General features: G+C 71.6%; 18 protein-coding genes. 5 read left to right on the top strand and 13 right to left on the bottom strand.

Going from position 1 to position 16,155, the window contains the following annotated elements; translation table 11 throughout:
* Window positions 1-51: 51 nt before the first annotated feature.
* Entirely contained in the window at window positions 52-933 is an 882-nt protein-coding gene (locus ACIHCX_RS01175) for an SGNH/GDSL hydrolase family protein (RefSeq protein WP_400025417.1), read from the bottom strand.
* Between the two features lie 253 nt (window positions 934-1,186).
* Between ACIHCX_RS01175 and ACIHCX_RS01180 the strand changes: the two genes are divergently transcribed.
* Window positions 1,187-1,681, top strand: coding sequence for a DUF3145 domain-containing protein (locus ACIHCX_RS01180; RefSeq protein ID WP_400025419.1), 495 nt, complete (start codon window positions 1,187-1,189; stop codon window positions 1,679-1,681).
* A 108-nt stretch (window positions 1,682-1,789) separates the two neighbouring features.
* Here the strand turns inward: ACIHCX_RS01180 and fabF are convergent, their stop codons facing one another.
* The 5 genes from fabF to fasR all read right to left on the bottom strand — a co-directional run bounded on the left by fabF (window position 1,790) and on the right by fasR (window position 6,762).
* Window positions 1,790-3,061 (bottom strand): beta-ketoacyl-ACP synthase II, encoded by a 1,272-nt coding sequence (fabF, locus tag ACIHCX_RS01185; protein WP_400025421.1) that lies wholly within the window; start codon window positions 3,059-3,061, stop codon window positions 1,790-1,792.
* Between the two features lie 86 nt (window positions 3,062-3,147).
* The gene (locus ACIHCX_RS01190) at window positions 3,148-3,396 is read right to left on the bottom strand and encodes an acyl carrier protein (protein ID WP_102908939.1); all 249 of its coding nucleotides are present in this window, start codon (window positions 3,394-3,396) and stop codon (window positions 3,148-3,150) included.
* Between the two features lie 100 nt (window positions 3,397-3,496).
* Complete coding sequence (locus ACIHCX_RS01195; RefSeq protein WP_400025423.1) at window positions 3,497-4,528, bottom strand: ketoacyl-ACP synthase III; 1,032 nt, start codon at window positions 4,526-4,528, stop codon at window positions 3,497-3,499.
* 21 nt (window positions 4,529-4,549) lie between these two features.
* Window positions 4,550-5,467: an ACP S-malonyltransferase gene (locus ACIHCX_RS01200; protein WP_400025425.1), complete on the bottom strand. Its 918-nt coding sequence runs from the start codon at window positions 5,465-5,467 to the stop codon at window positions 4,550-4,552.
* A gap of 89 nt (window positions 5,468-5,556) precedes the next feature.
* On the bottom strand, window positions 5,557-6,762 hold the full coding sequence (gene fasR, locus ACIHCX_RS01205) for a fatty acid biosynthesis transcriptional regulator FasR (RefSeq protein WP_400025427.1): 1,206 nt from the start codon (window positions 6,760-6,762) through the stop codon (window positions 5,557-5,559).
* A gap of 88 nt (window positions 6,763-6,850) precedes the next feature.
* Here fasR and ACIHCX_RS01210 point away from each other — a divergent pair, with 88 nt between their 5' ends.
* Entirely contained in the window at window positions 6,851-7,513 is a 663-nt protein-coding gene (locus tag ACIHCX_RS01210) for a pirin family protein (RefSeq protein WP_400026560.1), read from the top strand.
* Between the two features lie 120 nt (window positions 7,514-7,633).
* Here the strand turns inward: ACIHCX_RS01210 and ACIHCX_RS01215 are convergent, their stop codons facing one another.
* Entirely contained in the window at window positions 7,634-8,401 is a 768-nt protein-coding gene (locus ACIHCX_RS01215) for an alpha/beta fold hydrolase (protein WP_400025429.1), read from the bottom strand.
* Window positions 8,402-8,441: 40 nt separating this feature from the next.
* Here ACIHCX_RS01215 and ACIHCX_RS01220 point away from each other — a divergent pair, with 40 nt between their 5' ends.
* Window positions 8,442-8,756 (top strand): ATP-binding protein, encoded by a 315-nt coding sequence (locus ACIHCX_RS01220; RefSeq protein WP_400025431.1) that lies wholly within the window; start codon window positions 8,442-8,444, stop codon window positions 8,754-8,756.
* Between the two features lie 23 nt (window positions 8,757-8,779).
* Here ACIHCX_RS01220 and ACIHCX_RS01225 read toward each other — a convergent pair whose 3' ends face one another.
* From ACIHCX_RS01225 to ACIHCX_RS01235, 3 genes are all read right to left on the bottom strand, one after another.
* Window positions 8,780-9,343, bottom strand: a complete 564-nt coding sequence (locus tag ACIHCX_RS01225) for a GNAT family N-acetyltransferase (protein ID WP_400025433.1) — start codon at window positions 9,341-9,343, stop codon at window positions 8,780-8,782.
* A gap of 67 nt (window positions 9,344-9,410) precedes the next feature.
* On the bottom strand, window positions 9,411-10,235 hold the full coding sequence (locus ACIHCX_RS01230; RefSeq protein ID WP_400025435.1) for a serine hydrolase domain-containing protein: 825 nt from the start codon (window positions 10,233-10,235) through the stop codon (window positions 9,411-9,413).
* A 19-nt stretch (window positions 10,236-10,254) separates the two neighbouring features.
* Window positions 10,255-10,725 carry a GNAT family N-acetyltransferase gene (locus tag ACIHCX_RS01235; RefSeq protein WP_400025437.1) on the bottom strand — a complete coding sequence of 157 codons (471 nt, stop codon included), beginning with the start codon at window positions 10,723-10,725 and terminating at the stop codon, window positions 10,255-10,257.
* A gap of 106 nt (window positions 10,726-10,831) precedes the next feature.
* Between ACIHCX_RS01235 and ACIHCX_RS01240 the strand changes: the two genes are divergently transcribed.
* Window positions 10,832-11,305 (top strand): MerR family transcriptional regulator, encoded by a 474-nt coding sequence (locus tag ACIHCX_RS01240; RefSeq protein ID WP_400025439.1) that lies wholly within the window; start codon window positions 10,832-10,834, stop codon window positions 11,303-11,305.
* A 90-nt stretch (window positions 11,306-11,395) separates the two neighbouring features.
* On the opposite strand, the gene ACIHCX_RS01245 is transcribed toward ACIHCX_RS01240, so the two are convergent.
* From ACIHCX_RS01245 to ACIHCX_RS01255, 3 genes are all read right to left on the bottom strand, one after another.
* Complete coding sequence (locus tag ACIHCX_RS01245) at window positions 11,396-12,250, bottom strand: DUF4429 domain-containing protein (RefSeq protein WP_400025441.1); 855 nt, start codon at window positions 12,248-12,250, stop codon at window positions 11,396-11,398.
* Window positions 12,251-12,316: 66 nt separating this feature from the next.
* Window positions 12,317-13,534, bottom strand: a complete 1,218-nt coding sequence (locus ACIHCX_RS01250; protein WP_400025443.1) for an alpha/beta hydrolase — start codon at window positions 13,532-13,534, stop codon at window positions 12,317-12,319.
* A 149-nt stretch (window positions 13,535-13,683) separates the two neighbouring features.
* A complete protein-coding gene (locus ACIHCX_RS01255; RefSeq protein WP_400025444.1) occupies window positions 13,684-14,388 on the bottom strand; it encodes a TetR family transcriptional regulator in 705 nt (234 codons plus the stop codon).
* A gap of 141 nt (window positions 14,389-14,529) precedes the next feature.
* Between ACIHCX_RS01255 and ACIHCX_RS01260 the strand changes: the two genes are divergently transcribed.
* Window positions 14,530-16,149 carry an MFS transporter gene (locus tag ACIHCX_RS01260; RefSeq protein WP_400025446.1) on the top strand — a complete coding sequence of 540 codons (1,620 nt, stop codon included), beginning with the start codon at window positions 14,530-14,532 and terminating at the stop codon, window positions 16,147-16,149.
* Window positions 16,150-16,155 lie beyond the last annotated feature (6 nt).

The raw sequence follows: 16,155 nt of genomic DNA on the forward strand, positions 1-16,155 counted from the left end.
AACCCTAAGTCCTGTCGGCAGGGGGCCGTTCGGGGGTTATTCAGGGGCCGTTCAGGGGATTTTCGCGGTGACGGTCCGGTAGGCGATCTCGGCGAGCCGGGCCTGGCCGTTCCGGCTCGGGTGGAACCAGTCCCAGGGACTCAGCTGCTTGGTGTCGAAGCGGTAGTCGAAGACCGCGTTGTTGTCGAAGCGGCAGCGGAGGTCCTTCGCACAGACCTCCTTCAGCACCTCGTTGTACGCCCGCACCCGGGCCTGCACCGTGTCGCGCCGCTTGGTGGCCGCGGCGTCCAGCGCGTCGGCGTCGCCCAGCATCGACGGGCAGAGGCCGAGCTTCCAGATCTGCTTGCCCAGGGCGTTCGTACGGCCCGCGGACCACAACCGCTTCAGATCCGGCACGCTGGCGACGTACACCTGCGTCTTGGGCAGCGCCTGACGCAGTGTGTTCATCGCGGTCTGGAACCCGGAGCGGAAGTCCGCCACCGTGGTCATCGTGTCCAGGGTGTCCCGGCAGGCGTCGTTGGCGCCCGCCATCACCGTGACCAGTTGCGGCTTCTTCGGCACGGCCTGCTTCATCTGGCCGTTCAGATCGGCCATCCGGGACCCGGTCACCGCGAAGTTCCAGCTGTGCTGGGCCGCCCCGGTCGCCCCGAGCAGCCGCACCGCCAGGCTGTTGACCGACGCGTCACTGCCCGTCGCCCAGGACGCCGCCGGGCAGTCCGTCAGCACCATGCAGGTGTCGAAGCCGCGGGTGATGGAGTCGCCGACCGCGGCGATCGATTCCGGGCTGGTGTTCCAGACGGGCGGCGCCGCCGCGGGCAGGCGGGAGGCACCGGAACCGGCTTCCACTCCGGCGGCGCTGCAGCCCGCGATGGTCAGTACGGCCGCCGCCACGACGGCGCAGGCGGCCCGGGTACGGTGACGTCGTTTCCGCATGCCGTGATCCCCTCGGTCGTCGTGAAGTGCTCCCCTCCATGAGAACGCGCGAGGGTTCCCACCCCCACTTGAGTGGGCGGCTCGCACCCGTACAAGCGTCCCCCTGGGTGAATGGAGGGCGTTTCCTGGCACCGGGACCGACGGTACGTCACACTCCTTGCCCCGTCTCACGGTAGCCTCGCCATCAGCGTGGCCTCACCCGCCACCGCTGTCCGCCCGCCCGCACCATGTCCCGCTCTGCCCGGAGGTCCAGGTGACGACACGTGGAGTTCTGTACGTGCACTCCGCGCCGCGCGCGCTGTGCCCGCACGTCGAGTGGGCCGTCGCCGGGGTGCTCGGTACGCGCGTCAGCCTGGACTGGATCCGGCAGCCCGCCGCGCCCGGCACCTGGCGCTCGGAGTTCTCCTGGCAGGGCCAGCCCGGCACCGCCTCCAAACTCGCCTCCGCGCTGCGCGGCTGGCAGTTGCTGCGCTTCGAGGTCACCTCCGAGCCCTGCCCCACCGCCGAGGGCGAGCGGTACAGCTGCACCCCCGACCTCGGCATCTTCCACGCCGTCACCGGCATCCACGGCGACATCCTCATCCCCGAGGACCGGCTGCGCGCCGCCCTGCTGCGCTCCCAGCGCGGCGAGAGCGACCTGGAGGCCGAACTCGCCAAGCTGCTGGGCAAGCCCTGGGACGACGAACTGGAGCCGTTCCGCTACGCGGGTGAAGGCGCCCCCGTGCGCTGGCTGCACCAGGTGGTCTGACGGCGTCGCCTCCGCGACGACCGCTCGCAGAACCCGACAGCAGAACCCGGAGGGCCCCACCGATCGGTGGGGCCCTCCGGGTTCTGCTGTCGGCGCTGTCCGGGGTGATCAGACCGTCCGGAACGCCAGCACCACGTTGTGCCCGCCGAAGCCGAACGAGTCGTTCAGCGCGGCGATACGGCCCTCGGTGGGCAGCTTGCGCGCCTCGCCGCGGACCACGTCCGCGTTCGCCTCGGCCTCGGGGTCGATGTTCTCGAGGTTGATGGTCGGCGGAGCCACCCGGTGGTACAGCGCCAGCACGGTCGCCACCGACTCCACACCGCCCGCGCCACCGAGCAGGTGGCCGATCATCGACTTGGTCGCGGAGACCGCGATGTGGTCGGCGTGGTCGCCGAAGACCTTGCGCAGCGCCTTCAGCTCGGCGATGTCACCGGCCGGCGTCGAGGTGGCGTGCGCGTTGACGTGCACGATCTCGGCCGGGTCCAGGTCGGTGCTGTCCAGCAGGTGCTGCAGGGCGTGCGAGATGCCGCGGCCCTCCGGCTCCGGCTGCACGATGTCGTGGGAGTCGGCGGAGATGCCCTGGCCGACCGCCTCCGCGTAGACGCGGGCACCGCGCTTGGCGGCGTGCTCGGCGGACTCCAGGACGAGCACACCGGCGCCCTCGCCGAGGACGAAGCCGTCCCGGGCGACGTCGTAGGGGCGCGAGGCGCCCTCGGGGTCCTCGTTGTTCTTGGACATCGCCATCATGTTGCCGAACGCGGCGATGGGCAGCGGGTGGATCGCCGCCTCCGTACCGCCGGCGACGACGACGTCGGCACGGCCGGTGCGAATCATCTCGATGGCGTAGCCGATGGCCTCGGCACCCGAGGCACACGCGGAGACCGGCGTGTGCACGCCCGCGCGGGCGCCCACGAGCAGGCCCACGTTGGCCGAGGGGCCGTTCGGCATCAGCATGGGGACGGTGTGCGGGGAGACGCGGCGGACGCCCTTCTCCTTCAGCACGTCGTACTGGTCCAGCAGGGTGGTCACACCGCCGATGCCGGAGGCGACGACCGTGCCGAGCCGGTCCGGGTCGACGGTGCCGTCCTCGCCGGCCTTGCCGGTGAACCCGGCGTCCTTCCAGGCCTCCTGGGCCGCGATCAGCGCGAACTGCGCGGAACGGTCCAGCCGGCGCGCCTGCGGCCGCGGGATGACCTCGGTCGGCTCCACGGCCACCGGAGCCGCGATACGGACGGCCTGGTCGGCAGCCCACTCCTGAGTCAGGGGCTTGACGCCGGACTTGCCGGCGACCAGGCCCTCCCAGGTGGAGGCCACGTCGCCACCCAGCGGTGTGGTTGCGCCGATACCGGTGACGACCACGGTGCGATTGGTCGAGCTCACGGGAATTCTTTCTCCAACGGAACGAGGATTCGTACGGCGCCACCGCCGGGTGGCGGGGCAGTCAGCCCAAGGCTGTGATCGGTCGATCAGCCCTGGTGCTTGAGGATGTAGCCGGTCGCGTCGCCGACCGTCTTGAGGTTCTTGACGTCCTCGTCGGGGATCTTGACGTCGAAGCGCTCTTCGGCGGCGACGACGACCTCGACCATGGACAGCGAGTCGACGTCCAGGTCGTCGGTGAAGGACTTGTCCAGCTGGACGTCCTCGACCGGGATCCCGGCGATCTCGTTCACGATCTCCGCGAGACCGGCGACGATCTCTTCCTGAGTGGCGGCCATGTCGGCGCTCCTTCGTAGATTTCCAGAGGGTGTGGCGCCCGCCGCGTCAGCGGCAGGGGTGTGCGGTCCCGCACCGGAAGCATGATCCGGCACGGAGTGCCTAGGGGAGGGTAACGACCGTCGCGGCGTACACGAGACCCGCCCCGAAGCCGATGACGAGCGCGGTGTCGCCGCTCTTCGCCTCGCCGGTCGCCAGAAGCCGCTCCATGGCGAGCGGGATCGAGGCGGCCGAGGTGTTGCCGGTGGTGCGGATGTCACGGGCGACCGTGACGTGCTCCGGCAGCTTGAGCGTCTTCACCATCGAGTCGATGATCCGCGCGTTGGCCTGGTGCGGGATGAAGACGTCCAGGTCGTCCGGCGAAAGCCCGGAGGCGTCCAGCGCCTCCTTGGCGACCTTCGCCATCTCGAACACGGCCCAGCGGAACACCGCCTGGCCTTCCTGTGTGATCGCGGGGAACTTGACGTTCCCCTCGCTGTCGACGGGCAGCGAGGACTCGTCACCGCTGTGGAAGCGGTCCCACGACACGGTCTGCTTGATGGTCTCGGACTTGTCGCCCTCCGAGCCCCACACGGTGGGGCCGATCCCGGGCTCCTGGGAGGGGCCGACCACGACCGCGCCGGCGCCGTCGCCGAACAGGAAGGCCGTGGCCCGGTCCTCCAGGTCGGTCAGGTCGGAGAGCCGCTCCACGCCGATGACCAGCACGTACTCCGCCGAGCCCTCGACGACCATGCCCTTGGCCAGGGTGAGGCCGTAGCCGAAGCCGGCGCAGCCCGCCGAGATGTCGAAGGCGGCCGCCTTGTCCGTGCCGAGCCGGTCCGCGATCTCGGTGGCGATGGCCGGGGTCTGGCTGAAGTGCGAGACCGTCGAGACGACCACGGCGCCGATCCGCGAGGCGTCGATCCCGGCGGCAGCGATCGCCTTGCCGGAGGCCTCGATCGACATGGCCGCGACGGTCTCCTCGGGCGACGCCCAGTGCCGGGTCTCGATGCCCGAGCGCGAGCGGATCCACTCGTCGGACGAGTCGATCCGCTCGAGGATCACCTCGTTGGGCACCACACGGGTGGGCCGGTAGCCGCCCACACCGAGGATGCGCGCGTACGGGGCACCCTTGCTCGGCTTGATCTTCGACATGCTCGTCGGCTCCTTAAGGCGTCAGGCGCTCGCGTGCTCGGTGATGAGCTCGCGGGCCGCGTCGAGGTCGTCGGGGGTCTTCAGCGCCAGCGTCTTCACGCCGGGCAGCGCGCGCCGGGCCAGACCGGTCAGGGTGCCGCCGGGACACACCTCGATCAGGGCGGTGGCGCCCAGCTCCTTGAAGGTCTCCATGCACAGGTCCCAGCGGACCGGGTTGGCGACCTGACCGACCAGCCGCTCGACGACCTCGTCGCCGCTGTGCACGGGACGGCCGTCCTTGTTGGAGACGTAGGTGATCTTCGGGTCGGCGGGCGAGAGCGCCTTGGCGGCCTCCGCCAGCTTCTCGACCGCGGGGGCCATGTGGCGCGTGTGGAAGGCGCCGGCCACCTTCAGCGGGATGACCTTGCGCACGCCCTCGGGCATGTCCTCGTTCAGCGCGGCGAGCTGCTCCATGGTGCCGGCGGCCACGATCTGGCCGGCCCCGTTGACGTTCGCCGGGGTCAGGCCCAGCTTGAGCAGGTGCGCCGTGGACACGTCCGGGTCGCCGCCCAGCAGCGCCGACATGCCGGTCTCGGTGATCGCGGCGGCCTCGGCCATGGCCAGGCCCCGCCGGCGGACCAGGGTCAGCGCGGAGAGGTCGTCCAGGACGCCCGCGAACGCGGCGGCGGTGATCTCGCCGACGCTGTGGCCCGCGACCGCGTCCGCGCCGGTGTCACCCAGTGCCGCGGCCGACAGGAGGCCGGCGGCGACCAGCAGCGGCTGCGCCACCGCGGTGTCGCGGATGGCGTCCGCGTCGGCCTGGGTGCCGTAGTGCACGAGGTCCAGGCCGATGGCGTCGGACCAGGCGGCCACGCGGTCGGCGGCACCGGGCAGTTCGAGCCAGGGAGTCAGGAAGCCGGGCGTCTGGGCGCCTTGGCCGGGAGCGACGAGTACGAGCACTCTCACACTCTCTCTTGGGGACGGCCGCGACCGCCCGTGGGGACAGGGACGAAGAACAGGAAGGGGTTTTGTGGACCCCCGACAAAAGCCTAGGCCTGGGTATCTCCATCGGCCAGACGCCCCAGGATCAGTGCGATCCGGAGGGTGAACGCGGATCGTACATCGGAGGGTGACCAACCGGTGACGTCAGTCACACGTCGGAGCCGGTAGCGCACGGTGTTCGGGTGAACGAAGAGCATTCTGGCCGCGCCTTCCAGACTGCTCGCCTGTTCCAGATAGACGCTGAGAGTTTCCAGCAGCGCGGAGCCGGCTTCCTCCAGCGGTCTGTAGATCTCCTCTACCAACTGCTCCCGCGCGCCCGGGTCTCCGGCGATGGCGCGCTCCGGCAGCAGGTCGTCCGCCAGCACCGGCCGCGGTGCGTCCTGCCAGGCGGAACACGCCTTCAGCCCGGCCGCGGCGGCCTGCGCGGACCGGGTCGCGGCCAGCAGGTCCGGCACGACAGGCCCAGCGACGACCGGCCCGGCGGCGTACGGCCCGATCAGCGACTTGGCCACCGCCAGCGGGTTGTCGCTTCCGCCCGCGATCACCACCAGCCGGTCCCCGAGCACCCCGGTGAGCACCTGGAGCTTGGCGTGCCGGGCGGCCCGCCGGATGGCCTCCACGGTCAGTTCCGAGTCCCCGTCGGGCGCGGTCCCGAGCACCACGCACACGTGTTCGGGGGAGTTCCAGCCCAGGGCGGCGGCCCGCGACACGGCCCCCTCGTCGGCCTCCCCGCTGAGCACCGCGTTGACGACCAGGGACTCCAGCCGCGCGTCCCAGGCACCGCGTGCCTCGGCGGCCTGCGCGTAGACCTGGGCGGTGGCGAAGGCGATCTCGCGGGCGTAGACGAGCAGCGCCTCCCGGAGCACGGCCTCGTCCCCCGGCGCCGCCACCTCGTCGATGGCCGACTCCATGACCTCGATCGTGGTGCGCACCATCTCCACGGTCTGCCGCAGCGTGATCGCCCGCGTCAGCTCGCGCGGCGCGGTCCCGAACACGTCGGTGGAGATCGCCTGGGGCGCGTCCGGGTGCCGGAACCATTCGGTGAAGGCGGCGATGCCCGCCTGGGCGACCAGCCCGATCCACGAACGGTTCTCCGGGGGCATCGCCCGGTACCACGGCAGCGTCTCGTCCATCCGCGCGATCGCCTGCGCGGCCAGCGACCCGGAGGACCTCTCCAGTCTCTTCAGGGTCGCGGAGTGCGGATGGAGGGAGTGGGCTGAGGCTTCGGCGGGGCGGGATTCGGGTTCGGGCACGGGGACAAGACTGCCTCATCCGGACGTGCGTGCGTGCCGCCGGGTCGGGGCGGAGACCTCACGGCAGGCGTTTACGGTGGTGTACGTGATCGACGTACGGCGCGCGGCAGAGCGCTACCCCGGCGGCGAGACGGCGGCCGGAATCACCACCCGGCACGCCTTCTCCTTCGGCCCGCACTACGACCCGGACAACCTCCGCTTCGGCGCGATGATCGCCTGTAACGAGGAACACCTGGTCCCCGGCGCCGGTTTCGACGAGCACCGGCACAGTCACACCGAGATCGTCACCTGGGTCGTCGAGGGCGAGCTGACCCACCGCGACTCCACGGGCCACGAGAGCGTGGTCCGCCCCGGCGACGTCCAGCGCCTCAGCTCGGCGGGCGGCGTCCACCACGTGGAACGCAACGCGGGCCCGGACCCGCTGACCTTCGTTCAGACCTGGCTGGCACCCCTGGAACCCGGCGGCACCCCCTGCTACGAACTCGTCCGCGGCATCGCCGACGCCACCCCGTACGCCATTCCGGAGGCCGGCGCCCTGCTCCACGTACGGCGTCTGAGAACGGGGGAGCGGACGGCGGTCCCGGACGCGGCGCACGTGTACGTCCACGTCGTACGCGGCGAGGTGCGGCTGGCCGGAGAGCGGCTGAGCGCGGGGGACGCGGCGCGCATCACGGATGCCGCCGGGGACCTGGAGGCGCTGGCGGCGACGGATGCGGAGCTACTGCTGTGGGAGATGGGAAACGGCGGATGATCGAGCGCTCCTGACCGCGGTCCACCCTGTATCCGTACCAGCGCCTGTTGCGACGTCAAGTCCGCCTCCAGACGCCCGGAGTGGACCCTGCGTCGCATTCGTCAGGGTCCCATCGGGGCGTCAGGCCGTGAGGGCTGCGGTGGTGGCGCGGGCGAAGGCCTCCGGGTTGTCCAGCGTGATGTTGTGCCCGTAGTCCGGGACCGGGACGACGGATACGCCGGATGCGGTGAGGGCCTCCGCGCCGTCGAGCGGCCCGTCGGATTCGGGAAGCAGGAAAGCGCGCGGGATGCGCAGGTGGAGAAGGAGTGCGCGCATCGTGGGGGTGGTGCCGCGGGTGAGGTGGACCGCGCTGCGGTGCAGGGCCACCCGACCGGCCAGGCGCATCGTGGACCACCAGTGCGCGCCGGCCGCGTCGCGGACGCGTTCCCAGCCGCCGTCCAGGAACTCGGACTCGGAGTAGGCGGCGATACCGCTGCTGCCGGGGGCGCCGGGGGAGGGCGTGACCGGATCCAGGTTGGCGTCGACCAGGACCAGCCGGGAGACCAGGTGGGGGTGGCGGCTCGCCAGAACGATGGCGACGGAACCGCCCATGCTGTGCGCGACCAGTTCCGCCCCCGCCACCCCTGCTGCGGTCAGAGCGGTGGCCAGTGCGTCGGCATGGGATTCCAGGGTGTAGTCGAAGTCCGTCGGCCGGTCGCTGATGCCGTGGCCCAGCAGGTCGACGAGCAGGGAGCGGTGCCCGGCGAGCAGAGGGTGGACGGCGACCTCGGTGAAGTAAGCGGGCGTGGTGGCGCCGAGGCCGTGCACATAGACGCGTGCCGCGTCCCGTCCCGGCAGCTCGACCCAACGGATCCGGTCGCCCCCGGGTGTCACGACGGCGTCACGCATTCTCTGGCGGCTCTACCTCGCCGGTTCCGGACTGGACGGTGTGGCCGGTGTCGCCGAGCCGGCGTTCACGGAGCTCGTCGCCAACGTCGTACGGCACGTGCCGGGCCGGCGCTGTCGTATCTGCTTCCTGCTCCAGTGCGGCGGGGTGCGGGTGGAGGTCGCCGATGGCTGCCCGGAACTGCCCGTGCGAGCGGTCGGCCATCCGCTCGCGGACGGTGGGCGCGGGCTGGTACTCGTGGCGGCCGTCACCGACAGGTGGGGTGTGACGGTCCGCCCTGACGGGCGGGGTAAGACGGTCTGGTTCGAGTGCCTGGCGGGCGGCGAGGGCGCAGCCGCGCCGACATCCCGTCCGTGAACGGTGACGACGCCTCGGGCCTCCTATCCCGTCGATGTCCGGTCGACGTGCTCGTCGTCCCACCGTGGGAGCGTGACGCGCCCGCTCAGCCAGTCGCGGCGCAGGATCGCGTAGCCGACCGCGTCGTGGAATGTTCCGTCCTGGGACGGCCAGGCGTCCCGGTAGTGCGCTTCCTTGGCGTAGCCGCAGTGCTGGAAGACGTGGCGCATCGGGCGGTTGTCCTGGCGGGTGTTTCCCTCGATGCGGTGCATGTGCGGGAACTCCTCGAACAGGTACCGCGTCAGCCAGGTCACGGCCGCGCGGCCGATGCCGAGGCCCCGGTGCCCGGCCCGTATCCGGAGGTCGAACAGGGGCGTGCCGTCCGTGAGGTCCATGAGCCGGACCAGGCCGACGGGGTGTTCGTCCTCGTCGGCGAAGATCCAGAAGCTCCTGTTCTCCTCACTCTCGAAGCGTCCCTCGGCGATCCACCGGCGCACCGTGTCGAGGTCCACCTCGCTGACGCCGTGGAACGGCCAGCTTTCGCCGGTCAGGAAGTGGATCAGCGGTTCGGGGTGCGACGGGGCGAGGCGCCGGAAAGTGATGTCCACGGTCGGCACTCTAGGGTGCAGGGCACAGCGACCGCGCCCGCTTTTCCGGTGGATCCGTGGGATGCCCTCAGGCGGCGCGCAGTTCCGCCAGCACCCCGTCCGTGAACGGCGGCCACGCCTCGATGGCCCAGGGGCCGAAGGCGCGGTCGGTCAGGGCGACGCAGGCCGCGCCCGCGGCCGGGTCGATCCACAGGAACGTGCCGGACTGGCCGAAGTGGCCGAAGGTGCGCGGGGAGGAGGAAGCGCCCGTCCAGTGGGGGGACTTGGCGTCGCGGATCTCGAAGCCGAGGCCCCAGTCGTTGGGGTTCTGGTGGCCGTAGCCCGGCAGGACGCCCTTCGTGCCCGGGTACTGGACGGTCATCGCCTCGGCGACCGTGCGCGGGTCCAGCAGGCGCGGTGCCTGGATCTCGGCGGCGAAGCGGAGCAGGTCGTCGACCGTCGAGACCGCGTCCTTGGCCGGAGAGCCGTCCAGGGTCGTCCGCGTCATGCCCAGCGGCTCCAGGACCGCCTGGCGCAGGTACTCGCCGAACGGGATGTCCGTGGCCTTGGTGACGTGGTCGCCGAGCTGCTCGAAGCCGGCGTTGGAGTACAGCCGCCGTTCGCCGGGACGGGAGGTCACCCGGTGTTCGTCGAAGGCCAGCCCCGAGGTGTGGGCGAGCAGGTGGCGGACGGTCGCGCCGGGCGGGCCGGCCGGCTCGTCCAGCTCGATCGCGCCCTCCTCGTAGGCGACCAGCGCGGCGTAGGCCGCCAGCGGCTTGGTGACCGAGGCCAGCGGGAAGGGCCGCGCGGCCGGGCCGTGCGTGCCCAGGACCGTGCCGTCCGCGCGGACCACGCCCGCCGCGGCGGTGGGGACCGGCCAGTTCTCGATCGACGCCAGGGAGTTCAACGACATGCCATCGAGCCTATGCGGCTCACAGACGCAGCCGCATCGAGGGGTCCGGCTTGCGCACGAAGCCCAGCTCGGCGTAGAGCGGCTCGGCCTCGGCGGACGCGGTGAGGTCGACCTGTGCCGCGCCCCGCTCACGGAACCAGTCCAGCAGCGCCTCCATGCACGCGCGCGCGTACCCGCGGCGCCGGGCGTCCGGATCGGTTGCCACGCTGAAGACGTATCCGACCCGTCCGTGCGGGTTGTCCGCCCGTCCGATCCGGTACTCCAGCGTCCCGGCCACCAGCGCGGCCAGGGCCCCCGGCCGCTCCGGGTGGTCCACGACGAACGCCGCGAAGTCCCCGTCCGGGTCGGCCAGCTTCGCGTGCACGGTGGGCAGGGACTGCGCGTGCCAGTCGGTGGAGGGGTCGGTGCCGTGGACCGAGTCGATCATCACCTGGCGCAGTCGCAGCACTTCCGCGGCGTCCTCGGGCTCGGCACGTCGTACGAGACTCATGCCCGGCACGCTAGCCATCGCGTCCGGCCCGCGTCGTGTGCTTTTCTCGCCGCCTTACCGGGTTCCGCTTGCTTGGAGCACACTCGAAGGCCATAGCGTTGGGGGCATGACGGTGACGCAGACCACGGCCGTGACCATCGAGGAGACCGAGGAAGCCCCCACCGGCGCCGACCTCTGCTCCGCCGCCCCCCGGCGGCACCCGCGCCCCGACGGACAGGACGGCTACACGATCAGCGAGGTCGTCGCCTTCACGGGGCTGACGGCCCACACCCTGCGCTGGTACGAGCGGATCGGCCTGATGCCGCACGTCGACCGCTCGCACACCGGCCAGCGCCGGTACACCAACCGCGACCTGGACTGGCTCGACCTGGTCGGCAAGCTCCGGCTGACCGGCATGCCGGTCGCCGACATGGTCAGGTATGCGGAGCTGGTGCGCGCGGGCGAGAGCACCTACGGCGACCGGCACGCGCTGCTGGAGGCGACCCGCCGGGACGTCCTGGCCCGGATCGCCGAACTCCGGGACACGCTCGCGGTACTGGACCGCAAGATCAGTTTCTACGCGGACGCCGGACGCCACTGAGCGGTCACTGAGTGGCCTCTGAGCGCCGGACGCCCCTGACCGGCGGACGCCGCCGAGAAGCCGGCCGCACGAGCGCCCCCGGCGGCGCCGCTAAAGCTCGGCCAGGAGTTCGGCCTTCTTCGAGGTGAACTCCTCGTCCGTCACCAGCCCCGCCTGGTGCAGCTCCCCGAGGTGGCGGATCCGCTCGGCGATGTCCGCGGGGTCGCGGCGCGGGGCCGGCACCGGCACCGGCGCCGCCGGGCCCGCCGCCCGCACCGCGGCCAGTACCGCCGCGGCGAACGGCAGCGACTCGTGCACCGGCCCGTACCCGAGCCCGAACACCACCGCGGCCGGATCCTGGTCCGGCTGCGGCGGCTGGGCGGCGGCGCCCGGATCGCGCGGCAGCAGCCGCAGATGCCCCTCGAGCACCTCGGGCGAGCGCCACTCCACCCCGCCCATGTCGGCGACGGGGAAGCTCTGGTCGCCGGCCTTCCACTTGGCCGAGGAGGCTCCCGTCCACGACCACCGGAACCGCACCGCCTTGCCGTCGAAGGACGCCTTCCCGTCGTACGCCTTGAACTGCCGGGGGGCCCGCGGCGCCGCCACCAGGTAACGGTCGGCCGGTCCGCTCGCGGGGAGCCGGGCGCGCACCTGCTCGGCGAAGTGCTCGGCCAGTGTCTCCCGCTCGGCGGGCAGCACGAGGCGATACGGGTCGCAGCCCTCCTTGAGCTGCCCGTCGGCCGCGTCCATCAGCGGATCGGCGCCCGGTCTGGGCTCGGCGCGCAGGACCACGGTGCCGCGCCGGCCCGCGGCGAGCGTCACGCCCGCGAGTGCCGCCAGCGGGATCCGGCGGACACCGAGGGCCTGGAAGAGTTTGGGTGTTCGAATCCCCCGTTCGTAGCGGATGAGCACGGAATCGGACTCGAACTCCCAGGCAGCATGAAATCCGGCCAGTACGTCACCCATGCGGCTCATCGTAGGGGGCCGGGGCGCCTTCGTCGCTCCCCGGGCGGACCGCAGTTCCTGCTGTCTCTACGCGCGTCCGGCCGGAGTCGCGCCGGACAAATCCGCCCGGCAACCGTTGTCGTCATGTGCGCACCGCACCGACTCGTACGCGCCGACCCCGATCTCGGCGAAGTTCGCCAGGCTGTCGGTGCCCGGCTCGAAGTAGCCGGCGTGGCCCTTGGCACCCTGTGCCGACAGCACCCGTGCCCCGAACGCCGGGGAGACCGGGTCGGCGCCGTGGCCGAGGCCGCCGAGTTCGAGGTAGGGCACGTCCTGGATCCAGTCGGTGGCGTCCCGCATCGCCCACACCCGGGCGGAGGTGTGCAGGTGGGAGGCGCTCGGCACGCGCATGCCGGGGCTGGCGGCCACCGCTATGTCGGACACCCGCGGCGGCAGGTCGCGCGCGGCGATGCCGCACACCACCGACCCGTAGCTGTGGCAGAACAGCGCGACCGACGCGTGGCCCGGCAGTCCCCGCAGCAGCCTGTTCAGCCGCACCGCGCCCTCCTCGGCGCGCATCGCCGTGGCGGCGTCCACGCCGAGCCCGCTGGGCGCGGTGTAGTCGGCCCAGGCGATCACGGCCGTACGGGTCGAGGGGTCCGCCCGGCGCTCGGCCTTGTACAGCGACTTCGCCATGCCGTACGGCGCGGAGTACGGGCGGTAGCTCTTGCGGAAGGTGATCAGGTCGGTGTCCACGCCGGGGACGACGACGGAGACCCGCTCGGCGGTGCGCAGATCGCCGAAGACCTCGGCGACCCGGCCCGTGCCCTCGGGATCGAAGGCCAGGATCTGCCGGCCCTTCGCCATGAGCGAGGTGTAGCGCTGCATGCGGTGGCCCGCGTCCTGCTGCCCGGCCGGGGAGAGCCGGCTGTCGTGCGTGCGGGCCAGCTCGGCCTTGCACGCCTGCTGGAGCGCGATGCGGTTGGCCTGGTAGCGCAGCCGGACCGGGGCGCCGTCCATGTTGCCGACGGCGAGCGGGAAGCGATGGACGAGCCGGTTGCGGTCCTGCGCGCCGAGCGAGGCGAAGAAGCGCCGCAGCAGGGTGGGGGAGGCGTCCGCGTCCGGCAGCCGGTGCCCGTGCAGGCGACCGTGGTCCCAGGCGGTCAGCGACGCCTGGAGGGCGGTGGTGCCGCGATGGCCGCGCACCGCGGTCCAGCCGGTGGTGGCCAGCATCACGAAGACCACGGCCAGCGCGAGCAGTGCGCGCCAGACGTTGAGTTGTGGGGAGGTGTCGAAGGAAGTCACTGGAAGGACACACTAGGAGAACGGGGCGGTCTCGCGTTAACCGAGTGACAGGTATCACGTTTCAGGCGGTGTGACGGTGACCTCAGTTCGCGAGTGTGTCCAAGATCGGTCAGGCGTACGGCAGTTCAGGACGGGTGGAATGTCCGGGCTCAAGCCCGGCGGCTCGTACGCCAGTTCCCGGTGAGCGCGGGTCCCACCTGGTCGAGGTACGCGGCGGTGAGTTCCCGCATGGCCTGCGGGCCGGCGCCCTCGCGCGTGCTCCACTGACGGCTCGTCACCCGCATCACCGCGCCGAACACGGCGACCGCCAGCCGCGGCCGCGGATCGGCGTCCACGTCGAGGCCCTCACGCTCGGCGAGCAGCCGCGCGATCTGCTCCTCGGTCTCCGCCGAGCGGCGCAGATGCTCGGCGAGCAGGGCCGGTGTCGACTCGATCACCCGGAACATGCGCAGGTACAGCTCCACGGGCACGACGCTGCCCACGGCGTCGCTGATCGTGTCCCAGCCTTCCAGCACCGCCCGGCGCAGCGCCTCCAGCGGGGCCTCCCCGGGCGGGCGGGCGCGCAGCGAGTCGACGAAGTGCGCCTCCACCATCTCCTGCACGGCGAAGGCGGCCTCCTCCTTGCCCGGGAAGTAGCGGAAGAAGGTGCGCTGGGAGACGTCGACGGCCTCGGCGATCTCGTCGACCGTCGTCCGTTCGTACCCCTGGGTGGTGAAGAGTTCCAGCGCCGCCCGCAGCAGCGCGCCGCGGGTGCGCCGCTTCTTGCGTTCGCGCAGTCCCGGCCGTGCCGCCGTCCGCGATTCCGGCCGCGACTCCGTCCGTGGCGCCGTCTCGGCGGCCCCCGCCGTCTTCATGGACCTCTCCGGATCTCTTTCCCGCACCCTGCCTCGAACGCGAACTGTTTCCCCTGTTCAGACTATAGGAGGGCGACATGTCAGTGACCGACTTGTGAATTGGTTTGTCGTTTGTCAGTGACTGTCATTAGCCTCGAACGTATGACTAGTCAGACCACCATCGACACGACGGGGCCGGGGGACAAAGCCCCAGCGGGCCCGCCGGACGCCACGCCGGCCAAGGGGCTGCGCGGGCACCCGTGGGTCACCCTGATCACCGTCGCCGTAGGGGTCATGATGGTGGCCCTCGACGGCACCATCGTGGCCATCGCCAACCCCGCCATCCGGGACGATCTGCACGCCACCCTCGCCGATGTGCAGTGGATCACCAACGCCTACTTCCTCGCCCTCGCGGTCTCCCTGATCACCGCGGGCAAGCTCGGTGACCGCTTCGGGCACCGGCAGACCTTCCTCATCGGTGTGACCGGCTTCGCCGCCGCCTCCGGGGCCATCGGGCTGTCTCACACCATCGCCATGGTCGTCACCTTCCGGGTTCTGCAGGGTCTGTTCGGCGCGCTGCTGATGCCGGCCGCGCTCGGCCTGCTGCGGGCCACCTTCCCGGCCGAGAAGCTGAACATGGCCATCGGCATCTGGGGCATGGTCATCGGCGCCTCCACCGCCGGCGGCCCGATCCTCGGCGGTGTGCTCGTCGAGCACGTCAACTGGCAGTCGGTGTTCTTCATCAACGTGCCCGTCGGCGCCCTCGCGCTGGTCCTGGGCCTGCTGATCCTGCTCGACCACCGCGCCGAGAACGCGCCGCGCTCCTTCGACATCCTCGGCATCGTCCTGCTCTCCGGCGCGATGTTCTGCCTGGTGTGGGCCCTGATCAAGGCCCCGGTCTGGGGCTGGGGCGACGGTACGACGTGGACGTTCATCGCCGTCTCCGTGGTCGGCTTCGCCGCCTTCGCCTTCTGGGAGACGAAGGTGAAGGAGCCGCTGATCCCGCTGGCGCTGTTCCGCTCGGTCCCGCTGTCCGCCGGCGTGGTCCTCATGGTGCTGATGGCCATCGCGTTCATGGGCGGCCTGTTCTTCGTCACCTTCTACCTCCAGAACGTGCACGGGATGAGCCCGATCGAGGCGGGTACGCACCTCCTCCCGCTCACCGGCATGATGATCGTCGGCTCCCCGCTCGCGGGCTTCCTGATCACCAAGGTGGGCCCGCGCATCCCGCTGGCGGGCGGCATGGCCGCCACCGCGCTCGCCATGTACGGCATGTCCACGCTCGAGACGGGCACCAGCGGCCTCACCATGTCGCTCTGGTTCGCCCTGCTCGGCCTCGGCCTCGCCCCCGTCATGGTCGGCGCCACCGAGGTCATCGTCGGCAACGCGCCCCTGGAGCTGTCCGGTGTGGCCGGCGGTCTCCAGCAGTCCGCCATGCAGATCGGCGGCAGCCTCGGTACGGCCGTGCTGGGCGCCGTGATGGCCTCCAAGGTCAACAGCGACCTGGCCGGCAACTGGAAGGACGCGGGGCTCCCGCCGCTCACCCCCGCCCAGCTGGGCCAGGCCTCCGAGGCGGTCCAGGTCGGCGTGCCGCCGGTGCAGGAGGGCACACCCGAGGCGATCGCCACGAAGATCACCTCCGTCGCGCACGAGACGTTCATCTCCGGGATGAGCCTCGCCTCCCTCGTGGCCGCCGGAATCGCGGCCGTCGCGGTCCTTGTGGCGCTGCTCACCAAGCGCGGGCAGAACGCGGAGGCGGGCGCGGGCGTCGGCCACATCTGAGGACGC

The organism is Streptomyces sp. NPDC052043 (assembly GCF_044548235.1).
Classification (GTDB): domain Bacteria; phylum Actinomycetota; class Actinomycetes; order Streptomycetales; family Streptomycetaceae; genus Streptomyces.